This window comes from Methylobacillus sp. MM3, assembly GCF_001645185.1.
Classification (GTDB): domain Bacteria; phylum Pseudomonadota; class Gammaproteobacteria; order Burkholderiales; family Methylophilaceae; genus MM2.
Window position 1 is genome coordinate 171,437 of the sequence record NZ_LXTQ01000020.1, and the last position, 25,036, is coordinate 196,472.

The following is a 25,036-nucleotide window of genomic DNA, read 5'->3' on the forward strand; positions in this document are numbered from 1 at the left end:
TAAGGAGGCAGTGATGGAAACCGACAAGACGCGGGTAATCATTTTGACCGGCCATTACCGTATCGTTGGGCATATCTCGGTTCTACCCGAGTCGCGGGTGACCGATTATATCTGCGAATCCAAGGAATTCATCGCCGTTACCGATGCCGAAATCTGGGATCACGACCAACGCAAGGTTGCGGTGACCAGTTTCATGAATATCAACCGTGAGCATATCGAAATCATCATGCCGGAAGATTGCCTGACGCAAGGCATCGGTTTGCCGTTGCCGCACATGATCAGGTAGTGCAAAGCGGGCGCGATACCGCTTGCAATACCTCTCCCGTTGCGGTGTTTTGCACAAAGGCAGCAAGCCCCAGCGATTCCGGATTCCATTCCTTATCCAGCTTGATTTCATGCCGCCATGAGGTGGGGGATTTTCCGTTCAACGCAAACGGTCCTAGCCATTTGCGTACGACAAAGTCGTGATGCAGTATGGAACCGGCATTTTCGCCTCGCTTGACGACGCTGGTCAGGTTGTTTTCATACAGCGCAAAAAAGAGTGCATGATTCCCTTCCTGCGTATTCTGCGCGGCGATGGAAACATCGAGAGTGCCGAGCCTCGGCTGTTTGAGCGTCAGACGAATGGTGGCTTGAGCGGCAGAGTTGTTGGTTGCAGCCAATTCGCGTTCGAAGTGCCCAGAATTTCTCCAATTGCGGAAATCGCGCCCGTTAAGCATGACTTGCGGCGTATAAACCACAGTGGAATTGCCCAGCCGTGCCATTTGACGTTGGCGCTCTGAAAACTCCGGCTGGGCAAAGCGGTCGCGCCAGCCGATGTAATCCCAGTAGTCCACATGCAAGGCCAGCGGGACGACGCGTTCGCTGTTGACACCTTTTGCTGCAAGACCGCTCAACCAGCGATCGGCAGGCGGGCAACTGCTGCATCCTTCGGAAGTATAAAGTTCCAGCAGCGCAACAGGGCTCGTTCCGCTGCTGACGCTGCATTCTGCAGGTGCTCCTGCGGCCGCGATTGGCAACAGTGACATCAGGCAAGCGCAAAGGATATGGCGTATAGGCATGGCACGCTCCAGTCTTTGTCTTTAGTCGTGCCGGGACGTCCGTCCTTACATTTACGCCGATACCGGCTGCGGCCGGCATTCGGTATCATGCGGGATCAACATACAAGCACCTCACCGATGAAGCCCTATCTCGATATTTTCCGCAATCGCCGCATCGCCGTGATCTTTCTGCTGGGCTTTTCTTCCGGCCTGCCACTGGCGCTGACCAGTGGCACCTTGCAGGCCTGGATGACGGTGTCGGGCGTCGATCTCGCCACCATCGGCATTTTCACGCTGGTGGGCCTGCCCTACACCTGGAAGTTCCTGTGGGCGCCGCTGATGGATCGCTTCGTGCCGCCCTGGCTGGGACGCCGCCGCGGCTGGATCGCGAGCATGCAGTTGGCGCTGATGGTGTCGATTGCCTTCATGGGCTCGCTGAATCCCGCCAACGCTCCGTGGGCGCTGGCGGCGCTGGCGTTGATCGTCGCTTTCACTTCCGCATCGCAGGATGTGGTGTTCGACGCCTATCGCACCGATGTGCTGCAGCCCGCAGAGCGCGGTGCCGGCGCTGCGGTTTCGGTGCTCGGCTACCGACTGGCGATGCTGGTGTCGGGCGCGCTGGCATTGATCATCGCTGACCAGATCGGCTGGCAGCATACCTACTGGCTGATGGCGGGATTGATGGGGCTGGCGGTGCTTGCGACATTGTGGGGGCCGGAGCCGGATGGCCATATCCAGCCGCCGCGAACCCTGACGGAAGCCGTGGTCGAACCATTACGCGAGTTCTTTTCCCGCAACGGCGCCTGGGGCCTGTTGCTGCTGATCGTGCTATACAAACTGGGCGACGCCTTCGCCGGTTCGCTGACCACGGCCTTTCTGATTCGTGGCGTCGAATTTACTCCGACCGAAGTCGGCGCCATCAACAAAGGCATGGGGTTGATCGCTACGCTCTTCGGGGTCGTCGCCGGCGGCGCGTTGATGGCAAAGTTGGGCCTGTTCCGCTCGTTGCTGCTATTCGGCGTGCTGCAGGCTATTTCCAATCTTACCTTCATGTGGCTGGCCGCTGCCGGCAAGGATTACGGTTTGATGGTGCTCGCGGTCGGTTTCGAAAATCTCGCCGGCGGAATGGGTACCGCCGCCTTCGTGGCGCTCTTGATGAGCATGTGCGATCACCGTTTCACCGCCAGTCAATATGCCCTGCTTTCCGCACTCGCGGCGGTCGGGCGCGTCTATGTCGGGCCTTCTTCCGGCTACCTGGTCGAGGCCGTCGGCTGGACGACATTCTTCGGTTTTACTTTTATCGCCGCGCTGCCGGGCTTGGGTTTGCTCTGGCTGATGCGCGGCCGCCTAGAGGCCTTGGGCCGTGCCTGAGCTTAGCCTGATTTCCGCGGTGCTGGTCGGCCTGCTCGGCGGCGGCCATTGTGCCGGCATGTGCGGCGGGATCGTCAGTGCGGTTAGCCTTTCTTTGCCGGGCCAGAAACCCAAGGTCGGATATCACTTCAGTTACAACGCCGGGCGGATCGCGAGCTATGCCCTGGCTGGCGTTCTGGCCGGGTTGCTGGGCTCTTCCAGTTTGTTCCTCAATCATCTGATGCCGGTTGAAAAGCCGCTGTACCTGCTATCGAACCTGATGCTGATCGCACTGGGCCTCTATCTGGCGGGTTGGTGGCGGGGCGTGCTGGTGCTGGAGCGAGCCGGCGGTGCATTCTGGAAGAGGATTCAGCCGTTATCGAAGCATTTCCTGCCGGTGCTGACCTGGCGTCAGGCGTTTGTGCTTGGGTTGCTCTGGGGCTGGCTGCCGTGCGGTCTTGTCTATAGCGTGCTCGTCGCGGCGTTGGCGACGGGCAGTGCCTTGGAGGGTGGAGCCTTGATGCTGGCATTCGGGTTGGGAACCTTGCCTGCGTTGCTGGCAATGGGGATGGCCGCGGTCAGGCTGAAGGGGTTTCTGCAACATCTCTGGGTACGGCGAGGTAGCGGTCTTCTGGTGCTGACCTTCGGTGTGGTCGGATTGGTGCGGCTGTTCGTATGAAGTCGACTTGCAAGCAGGTCAATCCGGAACAACGCAGCGTTTATCCGGGAGTCAGCAGTCAATCAACTGCCGCCGGATTCCGGATTTTTCCTGCGGCAGCCCCGGAAATGACGACTCAGGTGTTATTACCTAAACGATACATCGCCAGGCTACCCAGGATATTGGGCAGCAGGCTGACCGGCTTGCCATCTGTCAGCACCAGTCGCTCGGTGACCCGGATATTGTGGTCGCGGCAGAAATTATCGAAATCGCTGATGGTGCACAGATGCACATTGGGCGTGTCATACCACTGGTAAGGCAGATTGCGCGACACCGGCATGTTGCCGGTTATCAGCTGGATGCGATGTCTCCAGTAGCCGAAGTTGGGGAAAGTCACGACGACTTCCTTGCCGACGCGCAGCATGTCCATCACGATACCTTCGGTGTTGTGCATCGCCTGCAAGGTCTGCGACAGGATCACCACATCGAACGATTGCGCCTCGAATCCCGACAGGCCGGCTTCCAGATCCATCTGGATGACATTGACGCCATTTTTCACGCAAGCCAGAACATTCGCGTCGGCGCGTTCGACGCCATAACCGCGCACATTCAGCGTATCGCGCAAATAGCCCAGCAACGCGCCGTCGCCGCAACCGAGGTCGAGCACCTTGGCGCCGGGGGCTACCCAGCGGGCAATAGCGGCGAAATCGCGGCGTTCGGAAGCGGCCTCGGCGAAATGAGTATGCGCTTGTGCGGGTGTGTGCGTGCTCATCACTTGGCACCTCCGAACTCGATGTTTTCCAGATAGGCGCGCACTACCGCGTGATAGTGCGGATCGGGCATCAGAAAGGCGTCGTGGCCATGGGCGGCGGTGAGTTCCGCGTAGCTCACGGTCAGCTCGTTATCCAGCAGTGCCTTGACGATCTCGCGTGAGCGGCCGGTAGAGAAGCGCCAGTCGCTGGTGAACGAAACCACCAGGAAATCTGCCTTGGCCTTGGCCAGCGCCGCACTCAGGTCGCCGTTGAACTCGACAGCCGGATCGAAATAATCCAGTGCGCGCGTCATGCGCAGATAGGTGTTGGCGTCGAAGGTTTCGGCGAATTTGTCGCCCTGGTAGCGCAAATACGATTCCATTTCGAATTCGACGTCGAAGCTGTACTTGATCTCGTCATGCTTCATCTTGCGGCCGAATTTGGCACCCATCGCATCGTCCGACAGATAGGTGATATGGCCTAGCATGCGTGCGATACGCAGGCCGCGGCGCGGTACGACGCCGTGCTCGTAGTAATCGCCGCCGTAAAACTCGGGGTCGGTGATGATGGCCTGGCGTGCGACCTCATTGAATGCCATGTTCTGCGCCGTGAGGTTGGGCGCCGCGGCGATGACCAGCGCGTTCTTTACGCGGTCGGGGTAAGTCAGCGCCCACTGCAAGGCCTGCATGCCGCCCAGGCTACCGCCGACGATGGCCGCAAAGCTTTCGATGCCGAGGTAGTCGGCCAGTCGGGCCTGCGAAGCTACCCAGTCGTCGACGGTGACAACTGGAAACGCCGAGCCCCACGGTTTTCCGGTCGCCGGGTTGATCGTCTTCGGCCCGGTGGAGCCGCTGCATCCGCCAAGATTGTTGACGCCGATCACGAAAAAGCGATTCGTATCCAGCGGCTTGCCGGGGCCTATCATGTTGTCCCACCAGCCGGGATATTTGTCGTCTTCTCTGTATTTGCCGGCCACGTGGTGCGTGCCGGAAAGCGCGTGGCAGATCAGGACGGCGTTGGATTTGTCGGCGTTGAGCGTGCCGTAAGTTTCAAAGACGAGGTCATAGGCAGGCAGCACCGCGCCACTCTTGAGCGTGAGCGGTTCGGAGAAATGCGCGGTTTGCGGAGCGACGATCCCGACAGATGATAATTCAGACATGGCGCGATTATACTATGGCCTTATGCACGCCGCGCTCCCTCCCAATATTGCTTCCTATCAAGGCATCGCGCCGCAAATCGGCGCGGGCGTTTACATTCATCCCGGCGCCTGCGTCATCGGCGACGTGGTGCTGGGCGAGGATGTGTCCGTCTGGCCGGGCGCGGTGATACGCGGCGACGTCAACCATATCCGCATCGGCGCCGGCTCCAACATTCAGGACGCCAGCGTGCTCCACGTCAGCCACAAATCTAGCTGGGATCCGAACGGTTCGCCACTTATCATCGGCAACAACGTTACCATCGGGCACAAGGTGATCCTGCACGGATGCACCATTGCCGATGAATGTCTTATAGGCATGGGCGCCATCGTGATGGACAAGGTGATCATCGAGCCGCGCGTGTTGCTCGGCGCGGGCAGTCTGGTGCCGGAAGGACGCGTGCTGGAAAGCGGTCATCTTTATCTTGGCAGTCCGGCACGCAAGGTGCGGCCGCTGTCGGAGCGCGAACTGGCGCATTTCATGTATTCCGCCCAGCATTACATTCGCTTGAAAAACAACTACATGGCGGTATGAATCGGGCGCGTGGCGCGTCTAATTCGGAGTATAATCCCCGATTGATTTCAAACTCCAAGGAATTCCCCATGCGCATGGAAGTTCACGTGCACGGCTACATCGAACTCGTCGAAGGCGTTAGCAAGCGCCAGGTAGAAGGCGCGCTGCGCCCGCTGCTGCAATACCTCGATGCGGAACATCTGAACGAGGTGCAGAGCCTGGAGCCGGATCAGCCCGGTTTTGCGTTCAATGACCGCAATTACGGCCTGGAAATGTGCTGCACGCTGGAAGTCGGCCGCAATTTCTTCTCGTCGCTGGAATCCTCGATGCATGCGCTCGGCCGCCTGGTGGAAACCGCGACAGCCATCGAAGTCATCCTCTATCACGAGGACGGCCGAGACGAAACGCAGCTCATGTTCGTCGGCCCGACGCCTGCCGCGATTCTCGATGCGCAGCGCCGCCGCATGGTGGAGGATGTCTCCAATCTGCTGTCGCGCCATTTCAAGCAGGATGATGTTGACGAAGTCGCCAAGCTGATCGGCGATCTGTTCCGCCGCGAACAAGGCAAGGCGACCCCGGCGGCGCCGGCGCAGGAGCCGGAAGACCCTACCACAGTGCAGATTCCCGGCGAACCGGGACGACATCGCCTGCATTGATTTTGCTGCGGCGGATGCGTGCAGTTATCCGCTGAATGTCAGGCAAATACAGCGGATACACCGGCCTTCGGATTTATCCGTCTTACAAAAACCTGCCCAGCGTTACCCGTTGTATTCCAGCTAGATCGGTCGCGTGACCGATCTCGGTAAATCCCGCTTCCTTCAGCAAGCCCGCCACCCGCTCCGCCTGATCGTAACCATGTTCCAGCAGCAGGTAGCCGCCTCGTTCCAGATGGGCCGGAGCCGTTGCGGCTATTTGCCGGATGTCGTTCAGGCCATCCGGGCCGGAAGCAAGGGCCGACGCAGGCTCGAAGCGCAAATCGCCTTGTGACAAATGTGGGTCTGCGTCGGCAATGTAGGGCGGATTGCTGACGATGATATTGAAGTGTTCATTTCCCAAGGCTGAAAACCAGTCGCTTTGCAGCAGGCGCAGATTCGTCGTACCCAGTTTTTCGGCATTTTGCCGTGCAATCGTCACGGCGACCTCGGATTGGTCCACCGCAGTCACCGCCGCTTCCGGCCGATTGACGGCGATGGCTATCGCGATGGCGCCGCTGCCGGTGCCAAGGTCGAGTATTCGCAATGGATCTTTTTGCTCGCCGGTGGAAGTTTCGGGAATAAGCCGTAACGCCGCCTCGACCAGTGTTTCGGTGTCAGGGCGGGGAATCAGCACGCCGGGTGCGACAGAGAAATCCAATCCATAGAATTCACGATTTCCAAGAATGTAGGCCACGGGCTCGCCTTGCAAATGGCGTTGCAGCAGGTGATTGAAGTGCGTAAGCAGCTCGCTGCCGAGCGGTTCATCGGCATGCGCGATCAGCCAGGCGCGCGAGACGCCAAGCACATGCCGCAGCAATGTCTGTGCATCGACGCGCGCCTCGTCGGCCGGCAGTCCCAGGATTTGAACAAGCTGCTGCCGTGCTGCGGTGAGCAAGGCTTGCGGCGTCACGATCAGAGCGACTCTTCCGACAACGCAGCCAACTGTTCGGCCTGATGTTCTGCAAGCAAGGCATTGATCAACTCGTCCATGTCGCCCTGCATGATGGCGTCGATCTTGTAGAGCGTCAGGTTGATGCGGTGGTCGGTAATGCGTCCTTGCGGGAAGTTGTAGGTGCGAATGCGCTCGGAGCGGTCGCCGCTGCCGACCAGGCTCTTGCGCGTTGCGGCTTCCTTGGCTTGCTGTTCGCGCACCTGGATATCCTTGATGCGCGCCGCCAGCACGCGCATTGCCGAGGCCTTGTTGGAATGCTGCGAGCGTCCGTCCTGGCATTCGGCGACGATGCCGGTGGGCAGGTGCGTGATGCGCACGGCCGAGTCGGTTTTGTTGATGTGCTGACCGCCTGCGCCGCTTGCACGGTAGGTGTCGATGCGCAGGTCGGCGGGATTGAGTTCCACGTCCGCGACTTCATCGGCTTCCGGCATGATGGCGACGGTACAGGCCGAGGTGTGGATGCGTCCCTGCGTTTCGGTCTCGGGGACGCGCTGCACGCGGTGACCGCCGGATTCGAATTTCAGTTTCGAATAAGCGCCATAGCCTTCGATGCGGGCGATGATTTCCTTGTAGCCGCCCAGCTCGGATTCGTTGGCGGAGACCACTTCCACCTTCCAGCGCTGACGTTCGGCATAACGCGAGTACATGCGGAACAGGTCACCAGCGAACAGCGCCGATTCATCGCCGCCGGTGCCGGCGCGAATTTCGAGGAAGATGTTGCGTTCATCATTGGGGTCCTTGGGCAGCAACAGCTTTTGGAGTTCCACCGCGTTGGCTTCCAGCTTCTCCTTGCCCGCCTCGATTTCTTCCTGCGCAAATTCGCGCATGTCGGGATCGGCGGTCATTTCCTGCGCAGCGGCGATGTCGGCTTCGATCTGCTTGTAGGCATGATATTGCTCGACGATGGGGCCGAGTTCGGCATGCTCGCGCGACAGCTTGCGGTAGTTTTCCATGTCTGCCGTCGCGCGCTCGCTCGATAGCAGCAGGTTGAGTTCTTCCAGGCGCTCGCTTAAGAGAGCGAGCTTTTTTTGTATGGTGGGTTTCATAAGGTCTGGTAAAGCTGGCGGATCAGCGCTTCGAGCGCTTCGCGATCCGTGCCGGTAGCGGTGTTGAGTGCATGGCTGGGAGCATGCAGGAATTTGTTGGTGAGCGTGTTGCTGAGCACTTCCAGCACGCGTTGCGGATCTTCGCCGCGCGCGATTTGCTTGAGTGCCTTTTCGACTTCATGCCGGCGTACCCGGTCGGCGTGGTCACGCAGGGCGCGGATGGTAGGCACGGCTTCGCGGGTTTCCAGCCAGTGCATGAAGTTGTCGACGCGAACGTCGATGATGGTTTCGGCTTCCGCCGCGGCTAGCTGTCGATTGCCCAGCCCCTCCTGCACGATTTGCGCGAGATCGTCCACGCTGTACAGGAATACATCGTCCAGATCGCCGACTTCGGGCTCCACGTCGCGCGGCACGGCGAGATCGACGATGAATATCGGGCGATGCTTGCGCAACTTGACGGCGCGCTCGACCATGCCGAGACCGACGATAGGCAGCTGGCTGGCAGTGCTGGTAATGACGATATCGTAATCCGCCAGGTGCTCCGGCAGATCGGCGAGCAGGATGGCCTGGCCGTCGAAGCGTTGGGCCAGTTGCAGGCCGCGATCCAGCGTGCGGTTGGCGACGGCAATCGCGGCCGGTTGCTGTGCGGCGAAGTGTTCGGCGCATAGCTCGATCATTTCGCCGGCACCGATGAACAGCACCTTGAGCGGCTTCAGGTCGCCGAAAATGCGTTGTGCCAGTTTGACCGACGCGGCCGCCATGGAAACCGAACTGGCGCCGATATCGGTGGTGGTGCGCACTTCCTTGGCAACGGCGAAGGTCTTCTGGAAAAGTTTGTGTAGCAGCGTACCCAGCGTGCCGGCGTTTTCGGCGATTTTTACCGCCTGCTTCATCTGGCCGAGGATCTGCGGCTCGCCCAGCACCATGGAGTCCAGCCCGGCCGCGACGCGGAAGGCGTGCTTCACGGCGTCGTGACTATTGAGCGTATAGGTATACGGCTGGATCGAAGATGGCTGCAGGCGATGGTATTCCGCCAGCCATTCCAGCGCGGCTTGCGGATCGTCCGTGTTGCAGTAAAGCTCGGTACGGTTGCAGGTCGAAAGAATGGCGGCCTCTTTCACCGGCCGGTGCGCGGTGAGATCGCGCAGCGCGAGGCTCAAGCTTTCGCTGTGGAAAGCGACGTGCTCGCGGATGGAAACGGGGGCGGTGGTGTGATTGACGCCTAGGGCAAACAGATGCATGGCGCAATTTTCCGTTATCGGATGGGCTTAAGCAACAATTTCAGACGTTAATCTCTTTATAAATCAAAAACTGACTGTGTTTTCGCTTTTTCGGCATGGGTTGAATGCGTCGTCAGGCGCTCAAATCGTGCCATTTCACCTTTTCCTTTGGAATTAGGGGGTTTCTTGCCTCCCGATTGCGGTTAAAATGGCGCTTTTGCCTGTATATCATGGAGGGATCATGAGCAAACAATTCCGTATCGCCCCCAGCATTCTGTCCGCGGACTTCGCGAAGCTTGGCCAGGAAATCACCGACGTTATCGCCTCCGGTGCCGACATCATTCACTTTGACGTGATGGACAACCATTACGTGCCCAACCTGACCATCGGTCCGCTGGTGTGCCAGGCGATCCGTCCGCTGACCGACGCCATCATCGACGTGCACCTGATGGTGAAGCCGGTCGACCGCATCATCCCCGATTTCGCCAAGGCCGGCGCCAACATCATCACTTTCCATCCAGAAGGTTCCGAGCATATCGACCGCTCGCTGGCGCTGATCAAGGACAACGGCTGCAAGGCCGGCCTGGTGTTCAATCCGGCCACGCCGCTGGATTACCTGGATCATGTGATGGACAAGATCGATATGGTGCTGCTGATGTCGGTCAACCCCGGTTTCGGCGGCCAGAAGTTCATCCCGCAGGCACTGGAAAAGCTGAAGCTGGCCCGCGCCAAGATCGACGCCTACACCGCCAAGACCGGTCGTGAAATCTGGTTGGAAATCGACGGGGGCGTAAACACCCAGAATATCGCCGAAATTGCCCGTGCCGGTGCCGACACCTTCGTGGCCGGTTCCGCGCTGTTCGGCGCACCCAAGGACACCGACCCGCACCGCTACGACACCATCGTCGCCGCGCTGCGCGCCGAGCTGGCCAAGGCGTAATCGTGAAACGCGCTTCGGTGCTGTTCCTGCTGTTGGCGCTGGCCGGTTGCGACAAGCTGACCGGCGCGGCGGATCAGAAAATCGCCGATGCTGAAGCTATCGGCTTCGCTTGCCGCGTGTCGCAGAAAACGCCGGAAGCCTGCATGAAGGAAAACGAAGCGCAAAGCCCCTCCTCCATTCTCGACGGCTGGAAATCGGCCGACGAGGATATCAAGGCGGGCAAGCTGGACCCGACGATGAGCGGCATGTCATCCAAATCTTCTGCCGAGGACGAAGCTGCTCCGGCTGAAGGGGCGGATGCCGCCGCTGCCACGCCTCCTGCTGAAGAAAAGAAAGAAGACGCAGCCAAGCCTGAGGCAGCCCCCAAGGAAGAAGACAAAGGTAAACACTAGCGTGAGCAAACCAGAACTTGTTTTTCCCTTGCCGATCAAGGCGGTCGTGATCGACCTCGACGGCACTCTGCTGCATACGGCCCCCGATCTGGCTGAAGCCTCCAACCGGATGCTGGCCGAACTCGACCGGCCGCCGGTCGCGGAGGAAACCGTCAAGAGCTACATTGGCAACGGCGTTGCCCAACTGATCAAACGCGTATTGACCGGTACCATGCATGGCGAGCCCGAACCCGAACTGTTTGAGCGTGCCCGCAAGATTTATGACCGGCATTACAGCGAGGTCTTCAGCCTGTACAGCCACCCGTTCCCGGATGTGGTCGAAGGCCTGGAAGCCTTCAAGAAGGCCGGATACCGCATGGGCTGCATTACCAACAAGATTGCCAAATACACCGAGCCGCTGCTGAAAGATACCGGCCTGTACGATTATTTCGAGCTGATCCTGAGCGGCGATACGCTGCCCAGGATGAAGCCGGACCCGATGCAGTTGCTGCATGCATGCGAAGAATGGGGTATTACGCCGGATCAAATGCTGCTGATCGGCGACTCGGGCAACGATACCCAGGCCGCCCGCGCGGCCGGTTGTCATGTGTTCTGCGTGCCCTACGGCTATAATCACGGCCAGCACGTGCATGAGATGGATCTGGATGCGGTGGTGAGCGGACTGCTCGAAGCCAGCACGCTGATACGCAAGGCCTAACGATGGACTCCCGAATTTTGAGCACAAGCTGGCGATGGTGGCGCTGAAGTCCCCTTCGCCAGGCGGTGCCGTCAACCGCCGCTGACTACAAGCTCAAGATTTGGAGAACCGCATGCTGCACACATTATCCGAACAGGAATTCAACGAACTCGCCCGTCAGGGATACAACCGGATTCCGCTGGTCGCAGAAACCTACGCCGACCTCGATACCCCGCTGTCGCTTTACCTCAAGCTCGCCAACCGACAGTACTCTTACTTGCTGGAATCGGTGCAGGGCGGTGAGCGGTTCGGCCGTTATTCTTTCATCGGGTTGCCCGCAAAAACGCGCATTGTTGCCCACGAGCGCAATGTGCGCGTCGAATGCGACGAAGAAATCATCGAAACTGCCGAGGACGTGAATCCGCTGGACTTCGTCAAGGAGTTCCAGGCACGCTTCAACCCGGCACCGCTCGGCGGGCTGCCGCGTTTTACGGGCGGTCTGGCGGGTTATTTTGGCTACGACACGGTGCGCTACATCGAGCGCCGGCTGGCGGCTACCAAAAAGAAGGATGTGCTTGGTACGCCTGACGTTCTGCTACTGCTGACCGAAGAACTGGTGGTGATCGATAACCTCAGCGCCAAGCTGAGTTTTATTGTCTATGCCGATCCGGCGCAGCCGCACGCTTACGTCAAGGCGCGTGAACGCCTGAACGAGCTGGTGCGCAGCCTGCGCCAGCCCGCGCAAATTCCCAAGGCGCCTGCAATGCCGGCGGCGGTCGCGTCATCCGAGTTCGGCGAAGCCGGGTTCAAGGCGGCCGTGGAAAAAGCCAAGCGCTATATTTTTGACGGCGACATCATGCAGGTCGTGCTGTCGCAACGCATGTCGCAGGATTTCCCCGCACCGCCGCTGTCGCTCTATCGCGCGCTGCGCAGCCTGAATCCCTCGCCCTACATGTTCTATTACGACATGGGCGATCACCATGTAGTGGGTTCCTCGCCGGAAATCCTGGTGCGACTGGAAGACGGCACCGTGACTGCGCGACCCATTGCCGGCACGCGACCACGAGGCAAAACGCGCGAAGAGGATCTCGCGCTGGCGGAAGAACTGCTGGCCGATCCGAAGGAGCGCGCTGAGCATGTTCAATTGATGGACCTCGGCCGTAATGACGTCGGCCGTGTTGCCGCGACCGGCTCGGTGCGCGTGACGGACAACATGATGATCGAACGTTATTCACACGTGATGCATATCGTGTCGAATGTCGAAGGGGAACTCAAGCCGGGCATGGATGCCATAGACGTCCTCAAGGCCACATTCCCTGCCGGCACCGTCTCCGGCGCGCCCAAGGTGCGCGCGATGGAGATCATCGACGAGCTGGAGCCTTCGAAGCGCGGCATCTACGCGGGTGCGGTCGGCTACCTGGGATTCAATGGCGACATGGATCTGGCGATTGCAATTCGTACCGGCGTCATCAAGAACAATACGCTGCACGTGCAGGCTGGAGCCGGCATCGTCGCCGACTCCGTGCCGCAAAGCGAATGGATGGAAACCCAGAACAAGGCCCGCGCGGTATTGCGTGCGGCAGAACTGGTGCTGGCCGGTCTGGACAACGGCAGCGACTGAATAGTCTACCCATTTGGCATGCAGGGCTTTCGCCGGTTACCATTTCCGGCGAAAATAGCGTTTAAATTTCAATCATTAAAGTCATACGATGCAAAACAAAAATAGCTATACCTTCGAGGAGCTGCTGGCCTGCGGGCGAGGCGAGATGTTCGGGCCGGGCAATGCGCAATTGCCGCTGCCGCCGATGCTGATGTTTGATCGTATCGCCTCCATCACCGAGGATGGCGGCACTTATGGCAACGGCCAGATTGTCGCCGAACTCGACGTGAAGCCCGACCTCTGGTTTTTCGGCTGCCATTTCGAGGGCGACCCGGTGATGCCGGGATGCCTGGGTCTGGATGCGATGTGGCAACTGGTCGGGTTTTACCTCGGCTGGAAGGGCGGCCTCGGTCGCGGCCGTGCGCTCGGCTCCGGCGAAGTCAAATTCAGCGGCCAGGTGCTGCCGACCGGCAAGCTGGTAACCTATCGCATCGATATCAAGCGCGTCATCATGCGCAAACTGGTGATGGGCATTGCCGATGCCCGCATGGAAGTCGACGGCCGTGAAATCTACGTTGCCAACGACTTGCGGGTCGGCCTGTTCACCCGTACGGACAATTTTTAGGAGGCACGATCATGCGTCGCGTCGTCGTGACCGGGATGGGTATCGTTTCCAGCCTGGGCAACAACAAATCAGAAGTGCTGGACAGCCTGCGCGAAGGTCGCTCGGGCATTACTTACCAGCCGGAATATGCCGAGCAGGGCCTGCGTTCGCAGGTGGCAGGGTCGGTCAAACTCAATGTGCAGGAGCTCATCGACCGCAAGCTGATGCGCTTCATGGCGAACGGCCACGCCTATGCCTGGATCGCGATGCAGGAAGCCATCGCCGATGCCGGTCTGCCGGAAGAGCTCGTGTCCAACCTGCGCACCGGCCTTATTGTCGGCCAGGGCGGCGCCTCGCACGAGAGCATTGTGGAAGGCGTGGACACGCTGCGCGAGAAAGGCGTGCGCCGCGTCGGCCCGTATATGGTGACCAAGTCCATGGCCAGCGGCATTTCCGCCTGCCTCGCCACCGGCGCCAAGATCAAGGGCATCAACTACGCCATCAGCTCCGCTTGCGCCACCAGCGCGCATTGCATCGGTGCCGGCGTGGAGCAGATTCAGCTGGGCAAGCAGGACATCGTGTTCGCCGGTGGCGGCGAGGAAGAGCACTGGTCGCTGTCCTTTATGTTCGACGCGATGGGCGCGCTATCCAGCAAATACAACGACACACCGGACAAGGCCTCGCGCACCTACGACGCCAATCGTGACGGCTTCGTCATCTCGGGCGGCGGCGGTATCGTCGTGCTGGAAGAGTACGAGCATGCCAAGGCGCGCGGTGCCAAAATCTACGCGGAAGTGATCGGCTACGGCGCGACCTCTGACGGCTATGACATGGTTGCGCCTTCCGGCGAAGGTGCCGTGCGCTGCATGCGGCTGGCGCTGGAAGGCGTTGAAGGCCCGGTGGACTACATCAACACCCACGGTACCAGCACGCCGGTCGGTGATGTGAAAGAACTGGAGGCGATCCGCGAGGTGTTTGGCGAGGCAGGCCCCGCCATTGCTTCTACCAAATCACTCTCCGGTCATGCGCTGGGCGCGGCTGGGGTCAATGAAGCGATTTATACGCTGCTGATGATGGAGAACAGTTTCATCGCGGCTTCGGCCAACATCGAAACGCTGGATCCCGCTGCTGATGGCCTGAATATCGTGCGCAACCGCATCGATAACGCCAGCATTCAGACCGCCGTATCGAACAGTTTCGGCTTCGGCGGCACGAATGCGACGCTGACGTTCTCGCGCCGGGGATTGTAAGGAGCACTTATGCTGCTGATGCTGGACAATTACGACTCCTTCACCTACAACCTGGTGCAATATCTGGGGGAGCTGGGGCAGGATGTGCGCGTCTTCCGCAACGATGAAATCAGCGTGGAAGAGGTAGCGAAGCTGAAACCCCGTCACATCGTGATTTCACCCGGCCCTTGCACGCCGAACGAGGCAGGAATCTCGGTGCCATTGATTCATGAATTCGCCGGCAAGATTCCGATTCTGGGCGTATGCCTCGGGCATCAAAGCATCGGCCAGGCTTTCGGCGGCAAGATCGTCCACGCCAAGCAGCTGATGCACGGCAAGACTTCTCCGGTGACGCATAGTGATACGGGCTTGTTCAAGGGTTTGCCGAACCCGTTCACGGCGACACGTTACCATTCGCTGGTGATCGAACGCGAGACCTGCCCGGATTGCCTGGAAATCACCGCTTGGACCGACGACGGGGAAATCATGGGCGTGCGCCACAAGACACTGCCGGTCGAAGGCGTGCAGTTTCATCCGGAATCCATCCTGACCGAGCACGGCCACGAACTGCTGAATAATTTCCTCAAGGAATTCAGCGCCTGATGACTGCTATTGCCCATTTTTCGCCGCAGGCGGCGTTGCAGCGCGTCATTGAGCATCGCGAAATTTTCCACGATGAAATGGTGTCGCTGATGCAGCAAATCATGAGCGGCGAAGTAACGCCAGTCATGATCGCGGCCATCATCACCGGCTTGCGCGTCAAAAAGGAAACCATCGGTGAAATTGCCGCGGCTGCGACCGTGATGCGGTCATTGTCGACTAAAGTGCAAGTCGCGGATCTGAACCGGTTGGTGGATACCTGCGGTACCGGCGGTGACGGCGCGCACACGTTCAATATTTCCACCGCGGCCATGTTCGTGGCTGCTGCTGCCGGCGCACGCATTGCCAAGCACGGCGGGCGTTCCGTGTCCTCGTCTTCCGGCAGTGCCGATGTGCTGGAGGCGCTGGGGGTGAATCTGATGCTGACGCCGGAGCAGGTGGCGGAATGCATTCAAGCCACCGGCATCGGTTTCATGTTCGCGCCCAGCCACCATAGCGCGATGAAATATGCAGCGCCGGTGCGGCGCGAACTGGGTGTGCGCACCATTTTCAATATTCTGGGCCCGCTCACCAACCCGGCTGGCGCCCCGAATCAGGTGATGGGGGTATTCCACCCCGATCTGGTGGGAATCCAGGTGCGCGTGTTGCAACGCCTGGGCAGTGAGCGCGCGCTGACAGTGTTCGGCCGCGAAGGGCTGGACGAGATTTCCATTGCGGGCACAACGCTCGTGGGCGAACTCAACAACGGTAAAGTCACCGAATACGAAATTCATCCGGATAACTTCAATCTGAGTGTGCAGGATTCCAAGGTCTTGCAGGTACAAACTGTCGAAGAGTCCAAACAAATGCTGCTTGCTGCGCTCGACAACCAGCCGGGCGCCCCCCGCGATATCGTGGCACTCAATGCCGGCGCCAGTATTTACGTGGCCGGTCTTGCCGACACCCTGGAAGCGGGCGTCGGCCGTGCCTTTGATGTCATCGCCAGCGGCGCGGCGCGCGCCAAGGTGGCCGAGTTCGCAGCCTGCACTCAAAGACTTGCATCATGAGCGATATTCTTCAGCGCATTCTCAATACCAAGCAAGGCGAGGTCGCAGCGGCCACGGCTGCAAAACCGTTGACCCTGATGCGTGCGGAGGCGCAGGCTGCACTGCCACCGCGCGATTTCGTCGGCGCCATCCGTGCCAAAATCGCGGCCGATCAGCCGGCGGTGATTGCCGAGATCAAAAAAGCCAGCCCGTCCAAGGGCGTGATTCGCGAGGATTTTCGCCCGGCCGAGATCGCTGCAACTTATGCCGCACATGGTGCGGCCTGTCTTTCGGTGCTGACGGACGAGCTTTATTTCCAGGGAAGCCCAGAATATCTGAAGCAGGCACGCGCGGCGTGCAGCATTCCGGTGCTGCGCAAGGACTTCATGATCGAGCCTTATCAGGTGTTCGAGGCACGCGCGATGGGTGCCGACTGCATTCTGCTGATCGTCGCTGCGCTCGAGCTGCCGCAGATGCAAGAGCTGGAAGCGATTGCGCATGACCTTGGTATGGCGGTGCTGGTGGAAGTGCACGACGGCGCGGAGCTCGATCTGGCGCTGCAACTGAAAACGCCGCTGGTCGGGATCAATAACCGCAACCTGCGTACGTTCGACGTGACGCTCGATACGACGCTGGGGCTGTTGTTGCGCATTCCGGAAGATCGGATCGTCGTCACCGAAAGCGGCATTTTTACTTCCGAGGACGTTGCGCTGATGCGTCGCCATCATGTCGATACTTTTCTCGTAGGCGAGGCGTTCATGCGCCAGCCGGACCCCGGTGTCGAACTGGCAAGAGTTTTCGGATAAAGGAAGAGCATGACTTACGCGTTCGGCAAGTTCCCCTCCACTCGCCCCCGCCGCATGCGGCGAGATGATTTTTCGCGGCGTTTGATGCGCGAAAATGTCCTGACCGCGAATGACTTCATTTATCCCGTGTTCGTGCTGGACGGGGAAAACCGTACCGAAGCGGTCGGCTCCATGCCGGGCGTGCAGCGTCAGAGCATCGACCTGCTGCTGAAAACGGCGGAAGAATGCGTTAAATACGGGATTCCGGCACTGGCCTTGTTCCCGGTGGTGGACCAGTCTTTGAAGACGCTGGATGCAAAAGAAGCCTACAACCCGGAAGGTCTCGTTCCACGCACGATCAAGGCGCTCAAGCAGGCATTTCCCGAACTTGGCGTCATTACCGACATTGCGCTCGATCCTTATACCAGCCATGGACAGGACGGTCTGATCGACGACGCAGGCTACGTAATGAACGATGAAACAGTCTCGGTGCTGGTGCGGCAAGCGCTCTGCCATGCAGAAGCAGGGGCCGACGTCGTGGCGCCGTCCGACATGATGGATGGGCGCATCGGCGCGATCCGCCAGGCGCTGGAATTTGACGGGCACATCCATACGCGGATTCTTGCGTACTCGGCCAAATATGCCTCCAGTTTCTATGGACCGTTCCGTGATGCGGTCGGTTCTGCGGCGAATCTGGGCAAGGGCAACAAATACACCTATCAGATGGACCCTGCCAACTCGGATGAGGCACTGAAGGAAGTTGCGCTCGATCTGGAAGAAGGCGCCGATATGGTGATGGTGAAGCCGGGCATGCCGTATCTGGATATCGTTCGTCGCGTGAAGCAAGAGTTCGGCGTGCCGACTTTTGCCTATCATGTCAGCGGCGAATACGCGATGTTCAAGGCCGCCGCGCAAAACGGCTGGCTAGATGAACGCGCTTGCGTTCTGGAGGCGTTGCTGTGTTTCAAGCGCGCCGGCGCGGATGGGGTGCTGACTTATTACGCGCTCGAAGCCGCGAAATGGCTCAAGGATTAACGCGGCAGATTATTGATGCGATCACGCTCCAGCTTGAGGATGTAGCGCTGGATCAAGGACTCCATCGATGGGTGGAGATTGATGAACTGGCAGCCCGAGCGGAATGACTTGCTGCCGTTCTTGAGCGTAACTTCGAACAGGCTCTGGATGCTCAACGTTAGTTCGAGTACGCCGACGCCAGGCAACTCAATGCGGCAACCGGGATAGGCCGCGCCGACTTTTAGCAGCATGTCCGGTGAGTTTCCGATGATCATTCCTATGCCGCCGGCACTGATATCCACGATGGGAAATTCTTCAATCCTGTTTTGCCCCAGCGGAGCGGTGCATATTAAAGGATTGATGATAGGGGTCGTCAATCGATAGTATTCGCGTCGCTGCAATTGCAGAACTTGGCTGGGAAACGGCATCACAAATGCAGGCCGGTTTTCGAAGCTTGCCTCTTTTATGCCGTGGCTCGTGAATTGAACCTTGACACGATCGAGAGAAGTTACAAAGACGATCTTGTCGGCGCGCAGGATACGCTCGTTGATTGCGGTGTTCGATCCGCAGTCCAGCATGACGGTGTCGCTGTCGGGATTCACATGCAGTACGGAAGTCAGAAGCAATCCTTTTCCGCCATCGAAAAAAGCGCTGACCATTTCGTTGCGTTGCGCGAGCCCGCGCAGGATGCGCGTGATTTCCAGGCGGTTGGTCACCAGGTATCGCGTATCGTCCGTGCTGGCAGTCAACTCCACGCTGAGTGTCGTTTCGGTCATTTCGGCCATGGGTTTAGACACCTTGCTGTAGTAATGCCGCGACGGACGCGGTTCCCGCACGCATCGAACCATTGCCGTGCGAAGCGCTTTTCGGCAGCGTGCGTAAATCATCCGTAGCAAAAATGATAAGGCGAATCGAGCCGTGCCTGCCTTCAAGCGCGAATACCGGCAGGCGCTGTTTTTCGCCTGCAATATGATAGGGTTTCTCGTCCATCTGATATGGAATGCCTTTATTGAGCAGGAAAAGCTCGACATCCTTGAGGCTATCCACAAACAGATGGATTTCGGTGTCGGCATAGCGTCCAGCGGTTCCATCCAGCACTGCGCCCGAGAGATGCGGATTGAATTGGTCCAGCATGCGCATCACTTCCAGTGCTTCGCTGCGAAGTTGATGAAGCAGTTGAGGCTGCGCCGTGCCATGGAAGAGCTCGTGGTGCAGCCGCAGCTCCTGTTCTATCTCCGAGTTACTGGGGAGGCCGTGGTCTTCATCACAACCCAATTGCCGCGCGGCTTTTCGTTTCGCCTTGGCGTAATCGGCCAAGCCCTCTTCTGCCATCAGGCGTGCGGCCTGCTGGGCGATCAGTCTGCGCAGATTTTTTGAGCTGGATTCCTTCATTCGTCAATAGAGCTGATCAATCTGCAATTGTTTTTGAATCTGATCCCAGAAGCCATCCGTGGACTCGGTAACTTGTGCGATCGGGGGCGGGAATTCGCGGTAAAAGTATTCATATACACCGCTTTCATCTTCTCCTGCCTGTTCGCCGGTAGCCGGGGTGATCTTGATTGAAACGACGCCGTCCGGAATCTTGTATGGCAAGTCGGGCGAGCCGCGCAAGACTTTCGCCATGTAGCTGATCCACATCGGCAGGGCTGCCCGTCCGCCGGTTTCCTGCCCTCCTAAGGATCGAGGCTGATCGAACCCTATCCAGGCAATCGTGACTTGCTTCGGATTGTAGCCCGCGAACCAGCCATCGACATGATTGTTGGTAGTGCCAGTCTTGCCTGCCAAATCGAAGCGTCCGAGTTCCCTCGCCTTGGCCGCGGTGCCGATGCGCGCCACGTCCTGCATCATCGAGGTCATGATGAACGCATTGCGGGGGTCAATGACGCGCGGAGCATTGGCGCCGGCAACGACCGGCTTTGCCTGTTCGATCACATTGCCGTTGGCATCGACAATTTTACTGATCAGATGCGGCGCTACACGATAACCGCCATTTGCAAATACCGAATAGGCATTCGCCATTTGCCAGGGTGTGACTGCACCGGCACCCAAAGCCATTGCGAGGTAAGGGGGATGGTCCTTGGCGGCAAAACCGAAGCGTGTAATGTAGTCGCGGGCGTAGCCGACACTTATCGTTTGCAAAATGCGGATGGAGACCATGTTTTTCGACTTGGTCAGCGCTGTGCGCATGCGCATGGGGCCTTCGTATTCATTATCGAAGTTATGCGGCTCCCAAGCCTGCCCACTGCCGGTTTCCGCAGCACTCAGCATGACCGGTTCGTCTTCGATCATACTGGCGGGGGTAAAGCCTTTTTCAAGCGCAGCGGAGTATATGAAGGGCTTGAAGCTGGAGCCAGGTTGGCGCCAGGCTTGTGTTACATGATTGAATTTGTTGCGGTTGAAGTCGAAACCGCCGACCAGTGCGTGCACCGCACCTGTTCCCGGATCCATGCCGATCAGGGCGGCTTCGACTTGCGGGAGCTGGGCGATTTGCCATTTATCCTTGATCTGCCGCACACGAATGATGGAGCCGCGACGCAGCTTCAGTTTGGGTGCGGCTTTTTCGCTGAGCGATTTTTGAACAAACAGCAGATCCTTGCCCGTGATTTCGATGATGCCACCGTTCTTGCGATATGCCTTGAGTACTTTCGGCGTGGCTTCCAGCACCACGGCCGGTACCAGCGTATGGAATTCGTCGATGTCGCTCATCGCATCATCCAGGAACATTTCCATCGACTGCGACCCTGCGCTGTCCAGTTCTATCAAACCTTCCGGGCCGCGATAAGTATGGCGCCTGTCGTAATCAAGTATACCTTCCAGAACGGCATCGTTCGCGGCTTCCTGCGAAGTCTTGCGGATGGTGGTGTAAACCTTGAGGCCGCTGTTGTAGATGTCATCCTTGTAACGTGCATACATCATCTGCCGCACGATCTCCGCGACATAGTCGGCTGACAAATCATGCATTTTCCTCGATTGGCGCAACCGCAGTGGTTGCGCCAGCGCAGCCTGGTATTGCGCGTCATTGATGAAGTGAATTTCATGCATGCGACGCAGCACATAATGCTGGCGCTGCGTGGCGCGCTTGGGGTTGACGTGCGGGTTGTAGCGGGAAGGCGCCTTGGGCAATCCGGCCAGCATTGCAAATTCGGCGGTATTGAGTTTGTTCAGGGGTTTGCCATAGTAAACCTGGGCTGCAGCGGCAAAACCATAAGCGCGCTGACCAAGGTAAATCTGGTTGATATAGAGTTCGAGAATCTGGTCTTTGCTGAGACTGTGTTCGATCTTGATCGCCAGCAGTGCTTCGCTCAGTTTTCGTTTGAGGGTTTTTTCGCTGGACAGAAAAAAGTTGCGGGCAACCTGCATTGTGATGGTGCTGGCCCCCTCTTTCGCGCCGCGGGCGGTTGCGTTGGCGATGGCTGCGCGCAGAACACCCAAGGTATCGATACCGCCATGCTGGTAAAAGCGCTCATCCTCTGCGGCCAGAATGGCCTGCTTGAGTTCGGTAGGGACGTCCTGGATCTTGACGAAAGCCCTGCGCTCTTCACCAAATTCTGCGATCAGCTGGCCTTCCTGCGAATAAACTCGCAAAGGAATTTTAGGACGGTAATCGGTAAGCGCTTCCAAGGATGGAAGCTCGGGATAGATCAATACGCCTGCAAGGGCTACTAAGGCGGTCAATGCAAACCCTATTGCAAACAGGGAAAGCATTGCCAGCTGCCACCATTTCTTCGGGAACATTCAGCGAGTAAATTCTGTGGAAGATTGACCCGTTATTATATGTCGATGAATCAAATATGTGGAATCAAAAAAAAGCTTTACATACCCTATGCTTGTTGCTAGCATCTAACGTAAATTATTAGCATTGCGTCTAACTATAAAGCACAGAAAGGGAATTTCAGTTTGAAATTCGACTTTTTCAAGGAGCACACGCCTCCATTAATCGGGGTTGATATCAGTTCGGCATCGGTCAAGATGGTTGAACTGAGCGGCGACGGCGCCGGCGTATATCGTCTGGAAAATTACGCTATCGTTCCTCTCGCGAAAGACTCTGTGGTAGACGGCAATATTGCCGGTCTGGAGCAGGTCGGCAGCGCTGTCGAACGTGCCTGGAAGTTGCTCGGTACACGCGAAAAGCGTGCCGCGCTCGCCCTGCCTGCCGCAGCTGTCATCAGCAAGAAAGTGTTCATGCAATCCGGGCTGCGCGAAGAGGATATGGAATTGCAGGTTGAGGCGGAAGCCAACCAGTACATTCCTTTTGCTCTCGACGAAGTCAACATCGATTTCCAGATTCTTGGCCCTTCTCTCAACAACGCTGAAGATGTCGAGGTGCTGATTGCAGCTTCGCGCAAGGACAAAATCGAAGACCGCGTAGTCGTTGCCGAAGAGGCTGGTCTGAAGGTGGTTGTGATGGACGTGGAAACCTATGCCACGGAAGCGGCGTACGGTTTGGCCTGTAATCAGTTGCCCAATAGCGGCCACGAGCAGACTGTCATGATCATCGACATCGGTGCGGTCATGATGCATATCAATGTGCTGCACGATAACCAGTCCGTTTACATTCGCGAGCAAAGCTTTGGCGGCGACCAGCTGACGCAGGAAATCCAAAGGCGTTTTGGCCTTTCTGCGGAAGATGCCGAGATTGCGAAGCGTAAAGGTGGGCTTCCGGATAGCTATGCCGCCGAGGTGTTGCAGCCGTTCACGCAATCCCTTGCACTGGAAGTCGCGCGTGCGCTCCAGTTCTTTACCAGCTCCACCCAATACAATCGGGTCGATCACATCATGTTGGCCGGCGGATGCGCGGCCATCGCCGGAGTCGATCAAGCCGTGTCCGAGCGGACGCAGGTCAATACGGTCATCGCCAACCCTTTCACTAATATGTCCATGTCGAGCAGAGTCAAGCAGCAGAACCTTGCTGTGGATGCGCCATCGCTCATGATTGCCTGCGGACTCGCATTGCGGAGGTTTGACTGATGGCTGTCCGTATCAATCTTCTCCCTTATCGTAAAATTCGCCGGGCGGAGCGTCAGCGTCAATTCAATATGATGCTGGTAGGCACGCTGATTGCTGGCGTGGCGGTTGTATTCCTGGGAAATAATTACATCAGCGGCCAAATCGAAACGCAGATGGAACGCAACACGCGCCTGGAAAACGCGATTGTGCAGCTCGATAAGGAAATTGCGGAAATCAAGGACCTGAAGACAAAAATCAGCGCAGTTCTTGAGCGGAAGCGTGTGGTTGAAAACCTTCAGAGCGGCAGAAGCCAAGCCGTTATCCTTCTCGATGAAATCGCACGGTTATTGCCGGAAGGGATTTATTTAAAAGGGATCCGGCAACAGGGTAATGTCGTTACGCTTGACGGCGTAGCCGATACCAACGCGCGCGTTGCTACTCTGGTTCGCAACTTCGGGGGATCCAGCCATCTTGAGTCGCCAGAATTGATCGAAATCCATACGATTTCAGTCAACAACCTGAAGCAGAGTGCCTTCACCGTCAGCGTCAAACAAAAGCTGCAGCAAGCTGACGAAGGCAATAAACAATAAGGCGAGCGACGATGAAACTCGAAGATTTCAATAATATAGACCCGAAAAACATGGGGAGTTTGCCGCTGCCGGTCAAGGCGGTGCTGCTCGGCGGGATTTTCATATTCCTGGTTGCAGCGGGTTATTGGTTCATGTGGAAGCCCTCCATGGAGGAGCTGGATCAGGTTGTCAACAAGGAAACCGAGCTGCGCGGCGTATTCATGACAAAGAAAAAAGAAGCCGTCAATCTTCCTGCCTATAAGCAGCAAATGGTTGATATTGAAAGAACTTTCGGTGCATTGCTGCGACAACTGCCTGATAAATCCCAGATGGATGGGTTGCTTACGGATATTAACCAGGCAGGGTTGGAAGTAGGGCTGGAGTTCGATTTGTTCAGACCTGGCGCGGAAAGTCCTGCCGACTTCTATGCTGCAAGGCCGATTTCCATTCGTGTTGTGGGTGGATATCATCAGCTTGGAGCCTTCGCGCAAAACATAGCCAAGCTGTCGCGAATCGTGACATTGGAAGAATTGACAATTGCCCCGATCGGTACAGGCGATCAATTAGGCGTCAATGCCATTGCTAAAACTTTCCGTTATCTTGACTCGGGAGAAACGCCGAGTGGGCCGGCGCGACATTGATGCGATAAGACTGAACGAAAGGGCGGCACATGACTGGGGATAATGTGAGGGAAGAAGAGTGAAGGCTTTTGCCACAGCAATCGTAATGGCAGCATTGCTGTCGGGATGCGGCGCTGATGAGGGGGATGACCTCGATCGGTTTATTCGAGACTCCGGAAATGGTTTGAAGGGAAATGTCGAACCACTGCCTGAGGTAAAGCCGTATGTGCCCATGGCCTACAATGCGGATTCCAGCCTTCATGATCCATTCAAACCGCGTAAGGCGCTGGTCAAATCCAATGGCTTCCAGCCGAACCTGAGCCGCCCGAGAGAAGCGCTTGAAGCTTTCCCTCTGGAAAGTTTGCAACTGGTCGGTATCATTACCAAGGGCAAATTGAAAATCGCGCTGCTTAAAACTCCGGACAATACCGTTCAGCAGGCCAAGATCGGGAATTATCTTGGCCAGAACATGGGCATCATCGTCGATATCGTCAATGAGGCGCCGGCTGAGGTCAAAGTTAAAGAAATCGTACAGGATGAGCTTACCGGCGAATGGACCGAGCGTCCGGCAAGTATTGTTCAGCAGGAACAAGGATAGGGGTGGAAGTTATGA

At 57.9% G+C, this 25,036-nt stretch carries 28 protein-coding genes; 19 read left to right on the forward strand and 9 right to left on the reverse strand.

Annotated elements, in window-relative coordinates:
* The first annotated feature begins 13 nt into the window (after nucleotides 1-13).
* Nucleotides 14-286 (forward strand): hypothetical protein, encoded by a 273-nt coding sequence (locus A7976_RS07645; RefSeq protein ID WP_067109646.1) that lies wholly within the window; start codon nucleotides 14-16, stop codon nucleotides 284-286.
* On the opposite strand, the gene A7976_RS07650 is transcribed toward A7976_RS07645, so the two are convergent.
* Complete coding sequence (locus A7976_RS07650; RefSeq protein ID WP_165601729.1) at nucleotides 279-1,028, reverse strand: thioredoxin family protein; 750 nt, start codon at nucleotides 1,026-1,028, stop codon at nucleotides 279-281. The genes A7976_RS07645 and A7976_RS07650 overlap by 8 nt on opposite strands.
* Before the next feature lie 120 nt (nucleotides 1,029-1,148).
* Here A7976_RS07650 and A7976_RS07655 point away from each other — a divergent pair, with 120 nt between their 5' ends.
* Both A7976_RS07655 and A7976_RS07660 read left to right on the forward strand, forming a co-directional pair.
* Entirely contained in the window at nucleotides 1,149-2,411 is a 1,263-nt protein-coding gene (locus tag A7976_RS07655; protein ID WP_067109652.1) for an MFS transporter, read from the forward strand.
* Nucleotides 2,404-3,069 (forward strand): sulfite exporter TauE/SafE family protein, encoded by a 666-nt coding sequence (locus A7976_RS07660; protein ID WP_067109655.1) that lies wholly within the window; start codon nucleotides 2,404-2,406, stop codon nucleotides 3,067-3,069. The genes A7976_RS07655 and A7976_RS07660 overlap by 8 nt, the downstream gene beginning before the upstream one ends.
* A gap of 115 nt (nucleotides 3,070-3,184) precedes the next feature.
* Here A7976_RS07660 and metW read toward each other — a convergent pair whose 3' ends face one another.
* Both metW and A7976_RS07670 read right to left on the reverse strand, forming a co-directional pair.
* A complete protein-coding gene (gene metW, locus A7976_RS07665) occupies nucleotides 3,185-3,820 on the reverse strand; it encodes a methionine biosynthesis protein MetW (RefSeq protein WP_067109658.1) in 636 nt (211 codons plus the stop codon).
* Nucleotides 3,820-4,959: a homoserine O-acetyltransferase gene (locus tag A7976_RS07670; protein ID WP_067109661.1), complete on the reverse strand. Its 1,140-nt coding sequence runs from the start codon at nucleotides 4,957-4,959 to the stop codon at nucleotides 3,820-3,822. The genes metW and A7976_RS07670 overlap by 1 nt, the downstream gene beginning before the upstream one ends.
* Between A7976_RS07670 and A7976_RS07675 the strand changes: the two genes are divergently transcribed.
* Together A7976_RS07675 and A7976_RS07680 are read left to right on the forward strand one after the other, a co-directional pair.
* Nucleotides 4,958-5,530: a gamma carbonic anhydrase family protein gene (locus A7976_RS07675; protein ID WP_240483827.1), complete on the forward strand. Its 573-nt coding sequence runs from the start codon at nucleotides 4,958-4,960 to the stop codon at nucleotides 5,528-5,530. The two genes, A7976_RS07670 and A7976_RS07675, sit on opposite strands and share 2 nt — an antisense overlap.
* Nucleotides 5,531-5,598: 68 nt before the next feature.
* Nucleotides 5,599-6,165 carry a DUF6806 family protein gene (locus A7976_RS07680; RefSeq protein WP_067109667.1) on the forward strand — a complete coding sequence of 189 codons (567 nt, stop codon included), beginning with the start codon at nucleotides 5,599-5,601 and terminating at the stop codon, nucleotides 6,163-6,165.
* Between the two features lie 82 nt (nucleotides 6,166-6,247).
* Here the strand turns inward: A7976_RS07680 and prmC are convergent, their stop codons facing one another.
* The 3 genes from prmC to hemA are packed head-to-tail and all read right to left on the reverse strand — an operon-like array spanning nucleotide 6,248 to nucleotide 9,443.
* Complete coding sequence (prmC, locus tag A7976_RS07685; protein WP_067110231.1) at nucleotides 6,248-7,117, reverse strand: peptide chain release factor N(5)-glutamine methyltransferase; 870 nt, start codon at nucleotides 7,115-7,117, stop codon at nucleotides 6,248-6,250.
* Complete coding sequence (gene prfA, locus A7976_RS07690) at nucleotides 7,117-8,202, reverse strand: peptide chain release factor 1 (protein WP_067109670.1); 1,086 nt, start codon at nucleotides 8,200-8,202, stop codon at nucleotides 7,117-7,119. The genes prmC and prfA overlap by 1 nt, the downstream gene beginning before the upstream one ends.
* Nucleotides 8,199-9,443 (reverse strand): glutamyl-tRNA reductase, encoded by a 1,245-nt coding sequence (gene hemA, locus A7976_RS07695; RefSeq protein ID WP_067109673.1) that lies wholly within the window; start codon nucleotides 9,441-9,443, stop codon nucleotides 8,199-8,201. The genes prfA and hemA overlap by 4 nt, the downstream gene beginning before the upstream one ends.
* Before the next feature lie 220 nt (nucleotides 9,444-9,663).
* Here hemA and rpe point away from each other — a divergent pair, with 220 nt between their 5' ends.
* From rpe to hemB, 10 genes are all read left to right on the forward strand, one after another.
* The gene (rpe, locus tag A7976_RS07700; protein ID WP_067109676.1) at nucleotides 9,664-10,362 is read left to right on the forward strand and encodes a ribulose-phosphate 3-epimerase; all 699 of its coding nucleotides are present in this window, start codon (nucleotides 9,664-9,666) and stop codon (nucleotides 10,360-10,362) included.
* A 2-nt stretch (nucleotides 10,363-10,364) separates the two neighbouring features.
* The gene (locus A7976_RS07705; RefSeq protein WP_067109678.1) at nucleotides 10,365-10,754 is read left to right on the forward strand and encodes a hypothetical protein; all 390 of its coding nucleotides are present in this window, start codon (nucleotides 10,365-10,367) and stop codon (nucleotides 10,752-10,754) included.
* Nucleotide 10,755: 1 nt separating this feature from the next.
* A complete protein-coding gene (locus tag A7976_RS07710; protein ID WP_067109681.1) occupies nucleotides 10,756-11,451 on the forward strand; it encodes a phosphoglycolate phosphatase in 696 nt (231 codons plus the stop codon).
* A gap of 112 nt (nucleotides 11,452-11,563) precedes the next feature.
* Nucleotides 11,564-13,051, forward strand: coding sequence for an anthranilate synthase component I (trpE, locus tag A7976_RS07715; protein WP_067109684.1), 1,488 nt, complete (start codon nucleotides 11,564-11,566; stop codon nucleotides 13,049-13,051).
* An 88-nt stretch (nucleotides 13,052-13,139) separates the two neighbouring features.
* The gene (fabA, locus tag A7976_RS07720) at nucleotides 13,140-13,655 is read left to right on the forward strand and encodes a 3-hydroxyacyl-[acyl-carrier-protein] dehydratase FabA (protein WP_067109688.1); all 516 of its coding nucleotides are present in this window, start codon (nucleotides 13,140-13,142) and stop codon (nucleotides 13,653-13,655) included.
* A gap of 11 nt (nucleotides 13,656-13,666) precedes the next feature.
* Complete coding sequence (gene fabB, locus A7976_RS07725) at nucleotides 13,667-14,884, forward strand: beta-ketoacyl-ACP synthase I (protein WP_067109690.1); 1,218 nt, start codon at nucleotides 13,667-13,669, stop codon at nucleotides 14,882-14,884.
* A 9-nt stretch (nucleotides 14,885-14,893) separates the two neighbouring features.
* The gene (locus A7976_RS07730) at nucleotides 14,894-15,466 is read left to right on the forward strand and encodes an aminodeoxychorismate/anthranilate synthase component II (protein WP_067109693.1); all 573 of its coding nucleotides are present in this window, start codon (nucleotides 14,894-14,896) and stop codon (nucleotides 15,464-15,466) included.
* Nucleotides 15,466-16,509, forward strand: a complete 1,044-nt coding sequence (gene trpD / locus A7976_RS07735) for an anthranilate phosphoribosyltransferase (RefSeq protein ID WP_067109696.1) — start codon at nucleotides 15,466-15,468, stop codon at nucleotides 16,507-16,509. The genes A7976_RS07730 and trpD overlap by 1 nt, the downstream gene beginning before the upstream one ends.
* Nucleotides 16,506-17,294: an indole-3-glycerol phosphate synthase TrpC gene (gene trpC, locus A7976_RS07740; protein WP_067109699.1), complete on the forward strand. Its 789-nt coding sequence runs from the start codon at nucleotides 16,506-16,508 to the stop codon at nucleotides 17,292-17,294. The genes trpD and trpC overlap by 4 nt, the downstream gene beginning before the upstream one ends.
* A gap of 9 nt (nucleotides 17,295-17,303) precedes the next feature.
* On the forward strand, nucleotides 17,304-18,308 hold the full coding sequence (gene hemB, locus A7976_RS07745) for a porphobilinogen synthase (RefSeq protein WP_067109702.1): 1,005 nt from the start codon (nucleotides 17,304-17,306) through the stop codon (nucleotides 18,306-18,308).
* Here hemB and A7976_RS07750 read toward each other — a convergent pair.
* The 3 genes from A7976_RS07750 to A7976_RS07760 are packed head-to-tail and all read right to left on the reverse strand — an operon-like array spanning nucleotide 18,305 to nucleotide 22,022.
* Nucleotides 18,305-19,072, reverse strand: a complete 768-nt coding sequence (locus A7976_RS07750) for a flagellar brake protein (RefSeq protein ID WP_067109705.1) — start codon at nucleotides 19,070-19,072, stop codon at nucleotides 18,305-18,307. The two genes, hemB and A7976_RS07750, sit on opposite strands and share 4 nt — an antisense overlap.
* A 4-nt stretch (nucleotides 19,073-19,076) precedes the next feature.
* The gene (locus A7976_RS07755) at nucleotides 19,077-19,679 is read right to left on the reverse strand and encodes a hypothetical protein (protein ID WP_067109712.1); all 603 of its coding nucleotides are present in this window, start codon (nucleotides 19,677-19,679) and stop codon (nucleotides 19,077-19,079) included.
* A gap of 3 nt (nucleotides 19,680-19,682) precedes the next feature.
* Nucleotides 19,683-22,022 carry a penicillin-binding protein 1A gene (locus A7976_RS07760; RefSeq protein ID WP_067109715.1) on the reverse strand — a complete coding sequence of 780 codons (2,340 nt, stop codon included), beginning with the start codon at nucleotides 22,020-22,022 and terminating at the stop codon, nucleotides 19,683-19,685.
* A 162-nt stretch (nucleotides 22,023-22,184) separates the two neighbouring features.
* Here A7976_RS07760 and A7976_RS07765 point away from each other — a divergent pair, with 162 nt between their 5' ends.
* From A7976_RS07765 to A7976_RS07780, 4 genes are all read left to right on the forward strand, one after another.
* Entirely contained in the window at nucleotides 22,185-23,255 is a 1,071-nt protein-coding gene (locus A7976_RS07765) for a pilus assembly protein PilM (RefSeq protein ID WP_067109718.1), read from the forward strand.
* Complete coding sequence (locus A7976_RS07770) at nucleotides 23,255-23,824, forward strand: PilN domain-containing protein (protein ID WP_067109721.1); 570 nt, start codon at nucleotides 23,255-23,257, stop codon at nucleotides 23,822-23,824. The genes A7976_RS07765 and A7976_RS07770 overlap by 1 nt, the downstream gene beginning before the upstream one ends.
* Before the next feature lie 11 nt (nucleotides 23,825-23,835).
* Nucleotides 23,836-24,444: a type 4a pilus biogenesis protein PilO gene (locus tag A7976_RS07775; RefSeq protein ID WP_067109723.1), complete on the forward strand. Its 609-nt coding sequence runs from the start codon at nucleotides 23,836-23,838 to the stop codon at nucleotides 24,442-24,444.
* A gap of 85 nt (nucleotides 24,445-24,529) precedes the next feature.
* Entirely contained in the window at nucleotides 24,530-25,021 is a 492-nt protein-coding gene (locus A7976_RS07780) for a pilus assembly protein PilP (protein WP_067109726.1), read from the forward strand.
* Nucleotides 25,022-25,036: the final 15 nt, after the last annotated feature.

What these genes read in the sequence shown, in the direction of transcription:
- hemB (WP_067109702.1), top strand. Translation starts at nt 17,304, where the DNA reads ATGACTTACGCGTTCGGCAAGTTCCCCTCCACTCGCCCCCGCCGCATG.
- metW (WP_067109658.1), bottom strand. Translation starts at nt 3,820, where the DNA reads ATGAGCACGCACACACCCGCACAAGCGCATACTCATTTCGCCGAGGCC.
- fabB (WP_067109690.1), top strand. Translation starts at nt 13,667, where the DNA reads ATGCGTCGCGTCGTCGTGACCGGGATGGGTATCGTTTCCAGCCTGGGC.
- A7976_RS07760 (WP_067109715.1), bottom strand. Translation starts at nt 22,022, where the DNA reads ATGTTCCCGAAGAAATGGTGGCAGCTGGCAATGCTTTCCCTGTTTGCA.
- A7976_RS07775 (WP_067109723.1), top strand. Translation starts at nt 23,836, where the DNA reads ATGAAACTCGAAGATTTCAATAATATAGACCCGAAAAACATGGGGAGT.
- hemA (WP_067109673.1), bottom strand. Translation starts at nt 9,443, where the DNA reads ATGCATCTGTTTGCCCTAGGCGTCAATCACACCACCGCCCCCGTTTCC.
- A7976_RS07645 (WP_067109646.1), top strand. Translation starts at nt 14, where the DNA reads ATGGAAACCGACAAGACGCGGGTAATCATTTTGACCGGCCATTACCGT.
- rpe (WP_067109676.1), top strand. Translation starts at nt 9,664, where the DNA reads ATGAGCAAACAATTCCGTATCGCCCCCAGCATTCTGTCCGCGGACTTC.
- A7976_RS07650 (WP_165601729.1), bottom strand. Translation starts at nt 1,028, where the DNA reads ATGTCACTGTTGCCAATCGCGGCCGCAGGAGCACCTGCAGAATGCAGC.
- A7976_RS07655 (WP_067109652.1), top strand. Translation starts at nt 1,149, where the DNA reads ATGCGGGATCAACATACAAGCACCTCACCGATGAAGCCCTATCTCGAT.
- A7976_RS07680 (WP_067109667.1), top strand. Translation starts at nt 5,599, where the DNA reads ATGCGCATGGAAGTTCACGTGCACGGCTACATCGAACTCGTCGAAGGC.
- fabA (WP_067109688.1), top strand. Translation starts at nt 13,140, where the DNA reads ATGCAAAACAAAAATAGCTATACCTTCGAGGAGCTGCTGGCCTGCGGG.
- trpE (WP_067109684.1), top strand. Translation starts at nt 11,564, where the DNA reads ATGCTGCACACATTATCCGAACAGGAATTCAACGAACTCGCCCGTCAG.
- prfA (WP_067109670.1), bottom strand. Translation starts at nt 8,202, where the DNA reads ATGAAACCCACCATACAAAAAAAGCTCGCTCTCTTAAGCGAGCGCCTG.
- trpC (WP_067109699.1), top strand. Translation starts at nt 16,506, where the DNA reads ATGAGCGATATTCTTCAGCGCATTCTCAATACCAAGCAAGGCGAGGTC.
- A7976_RS07675 (WP_240483827.1), top strand. Translation starts at nt 4,958, where the DNA reads ATGGCGCGATTATACTATGGCCTTATGCACGCCGCGCTCCCTCCCAAT.
- A7976_RS07780 (WP_067109726.1), top strand. Translation starts at nt 24,530, where the DNA reads ATGGCAGCATTGCTGTCGGGATGCGGCGCTGATGAGGGGGATGACCTC.
- A7976_RS07730 (WP_067109693.1), top strand. Translation starts at nt 14,894, where the DNA reads ATGCTGCTGATGCTGGACAATTACGACTCCTTCACCTACAACCTGGTG.
- trpD (WP_067109696.1), top strand. Translation starts at nt 15,466, where the DNA reads ATGACTGCTATTGCCCATTTTTCGCCGCAGGCGGCGTTGCAGCGCGTC.
- A7976_RS07770 (WP_067109721.1), top strand. Translation starts at nt 23,255, where the DNA reads ATGGCTGTCCGTATCAATCTTCTCCCTTATCGTAAAATTCGCCGGGCG.
- A7976_RS07670 (WP_067109661.1), bottom strand. Translation starts at nt 4,959, where the DNA reads ATGTCTGAATTATCATCTGTCGGGATCGTCGCTCCGCAAACCGCGCAT.
- A7976_RS07750 (WP_067109705.1), bottom strand. Translation starts at nt 19,072, where the DNA reads ATGGCCGAAATGACCGAAACGACACTCAGCGTGGAGTTGACTGCCAGC.
- A7976_RS07755 (WP_067109712.1), bottom strand. Translation starts at nt 19,679, where the DNA reads ATGAAGGAATCCAGCTCAAAAAATCTGCGCAGACTGATCGCCCAGCAG.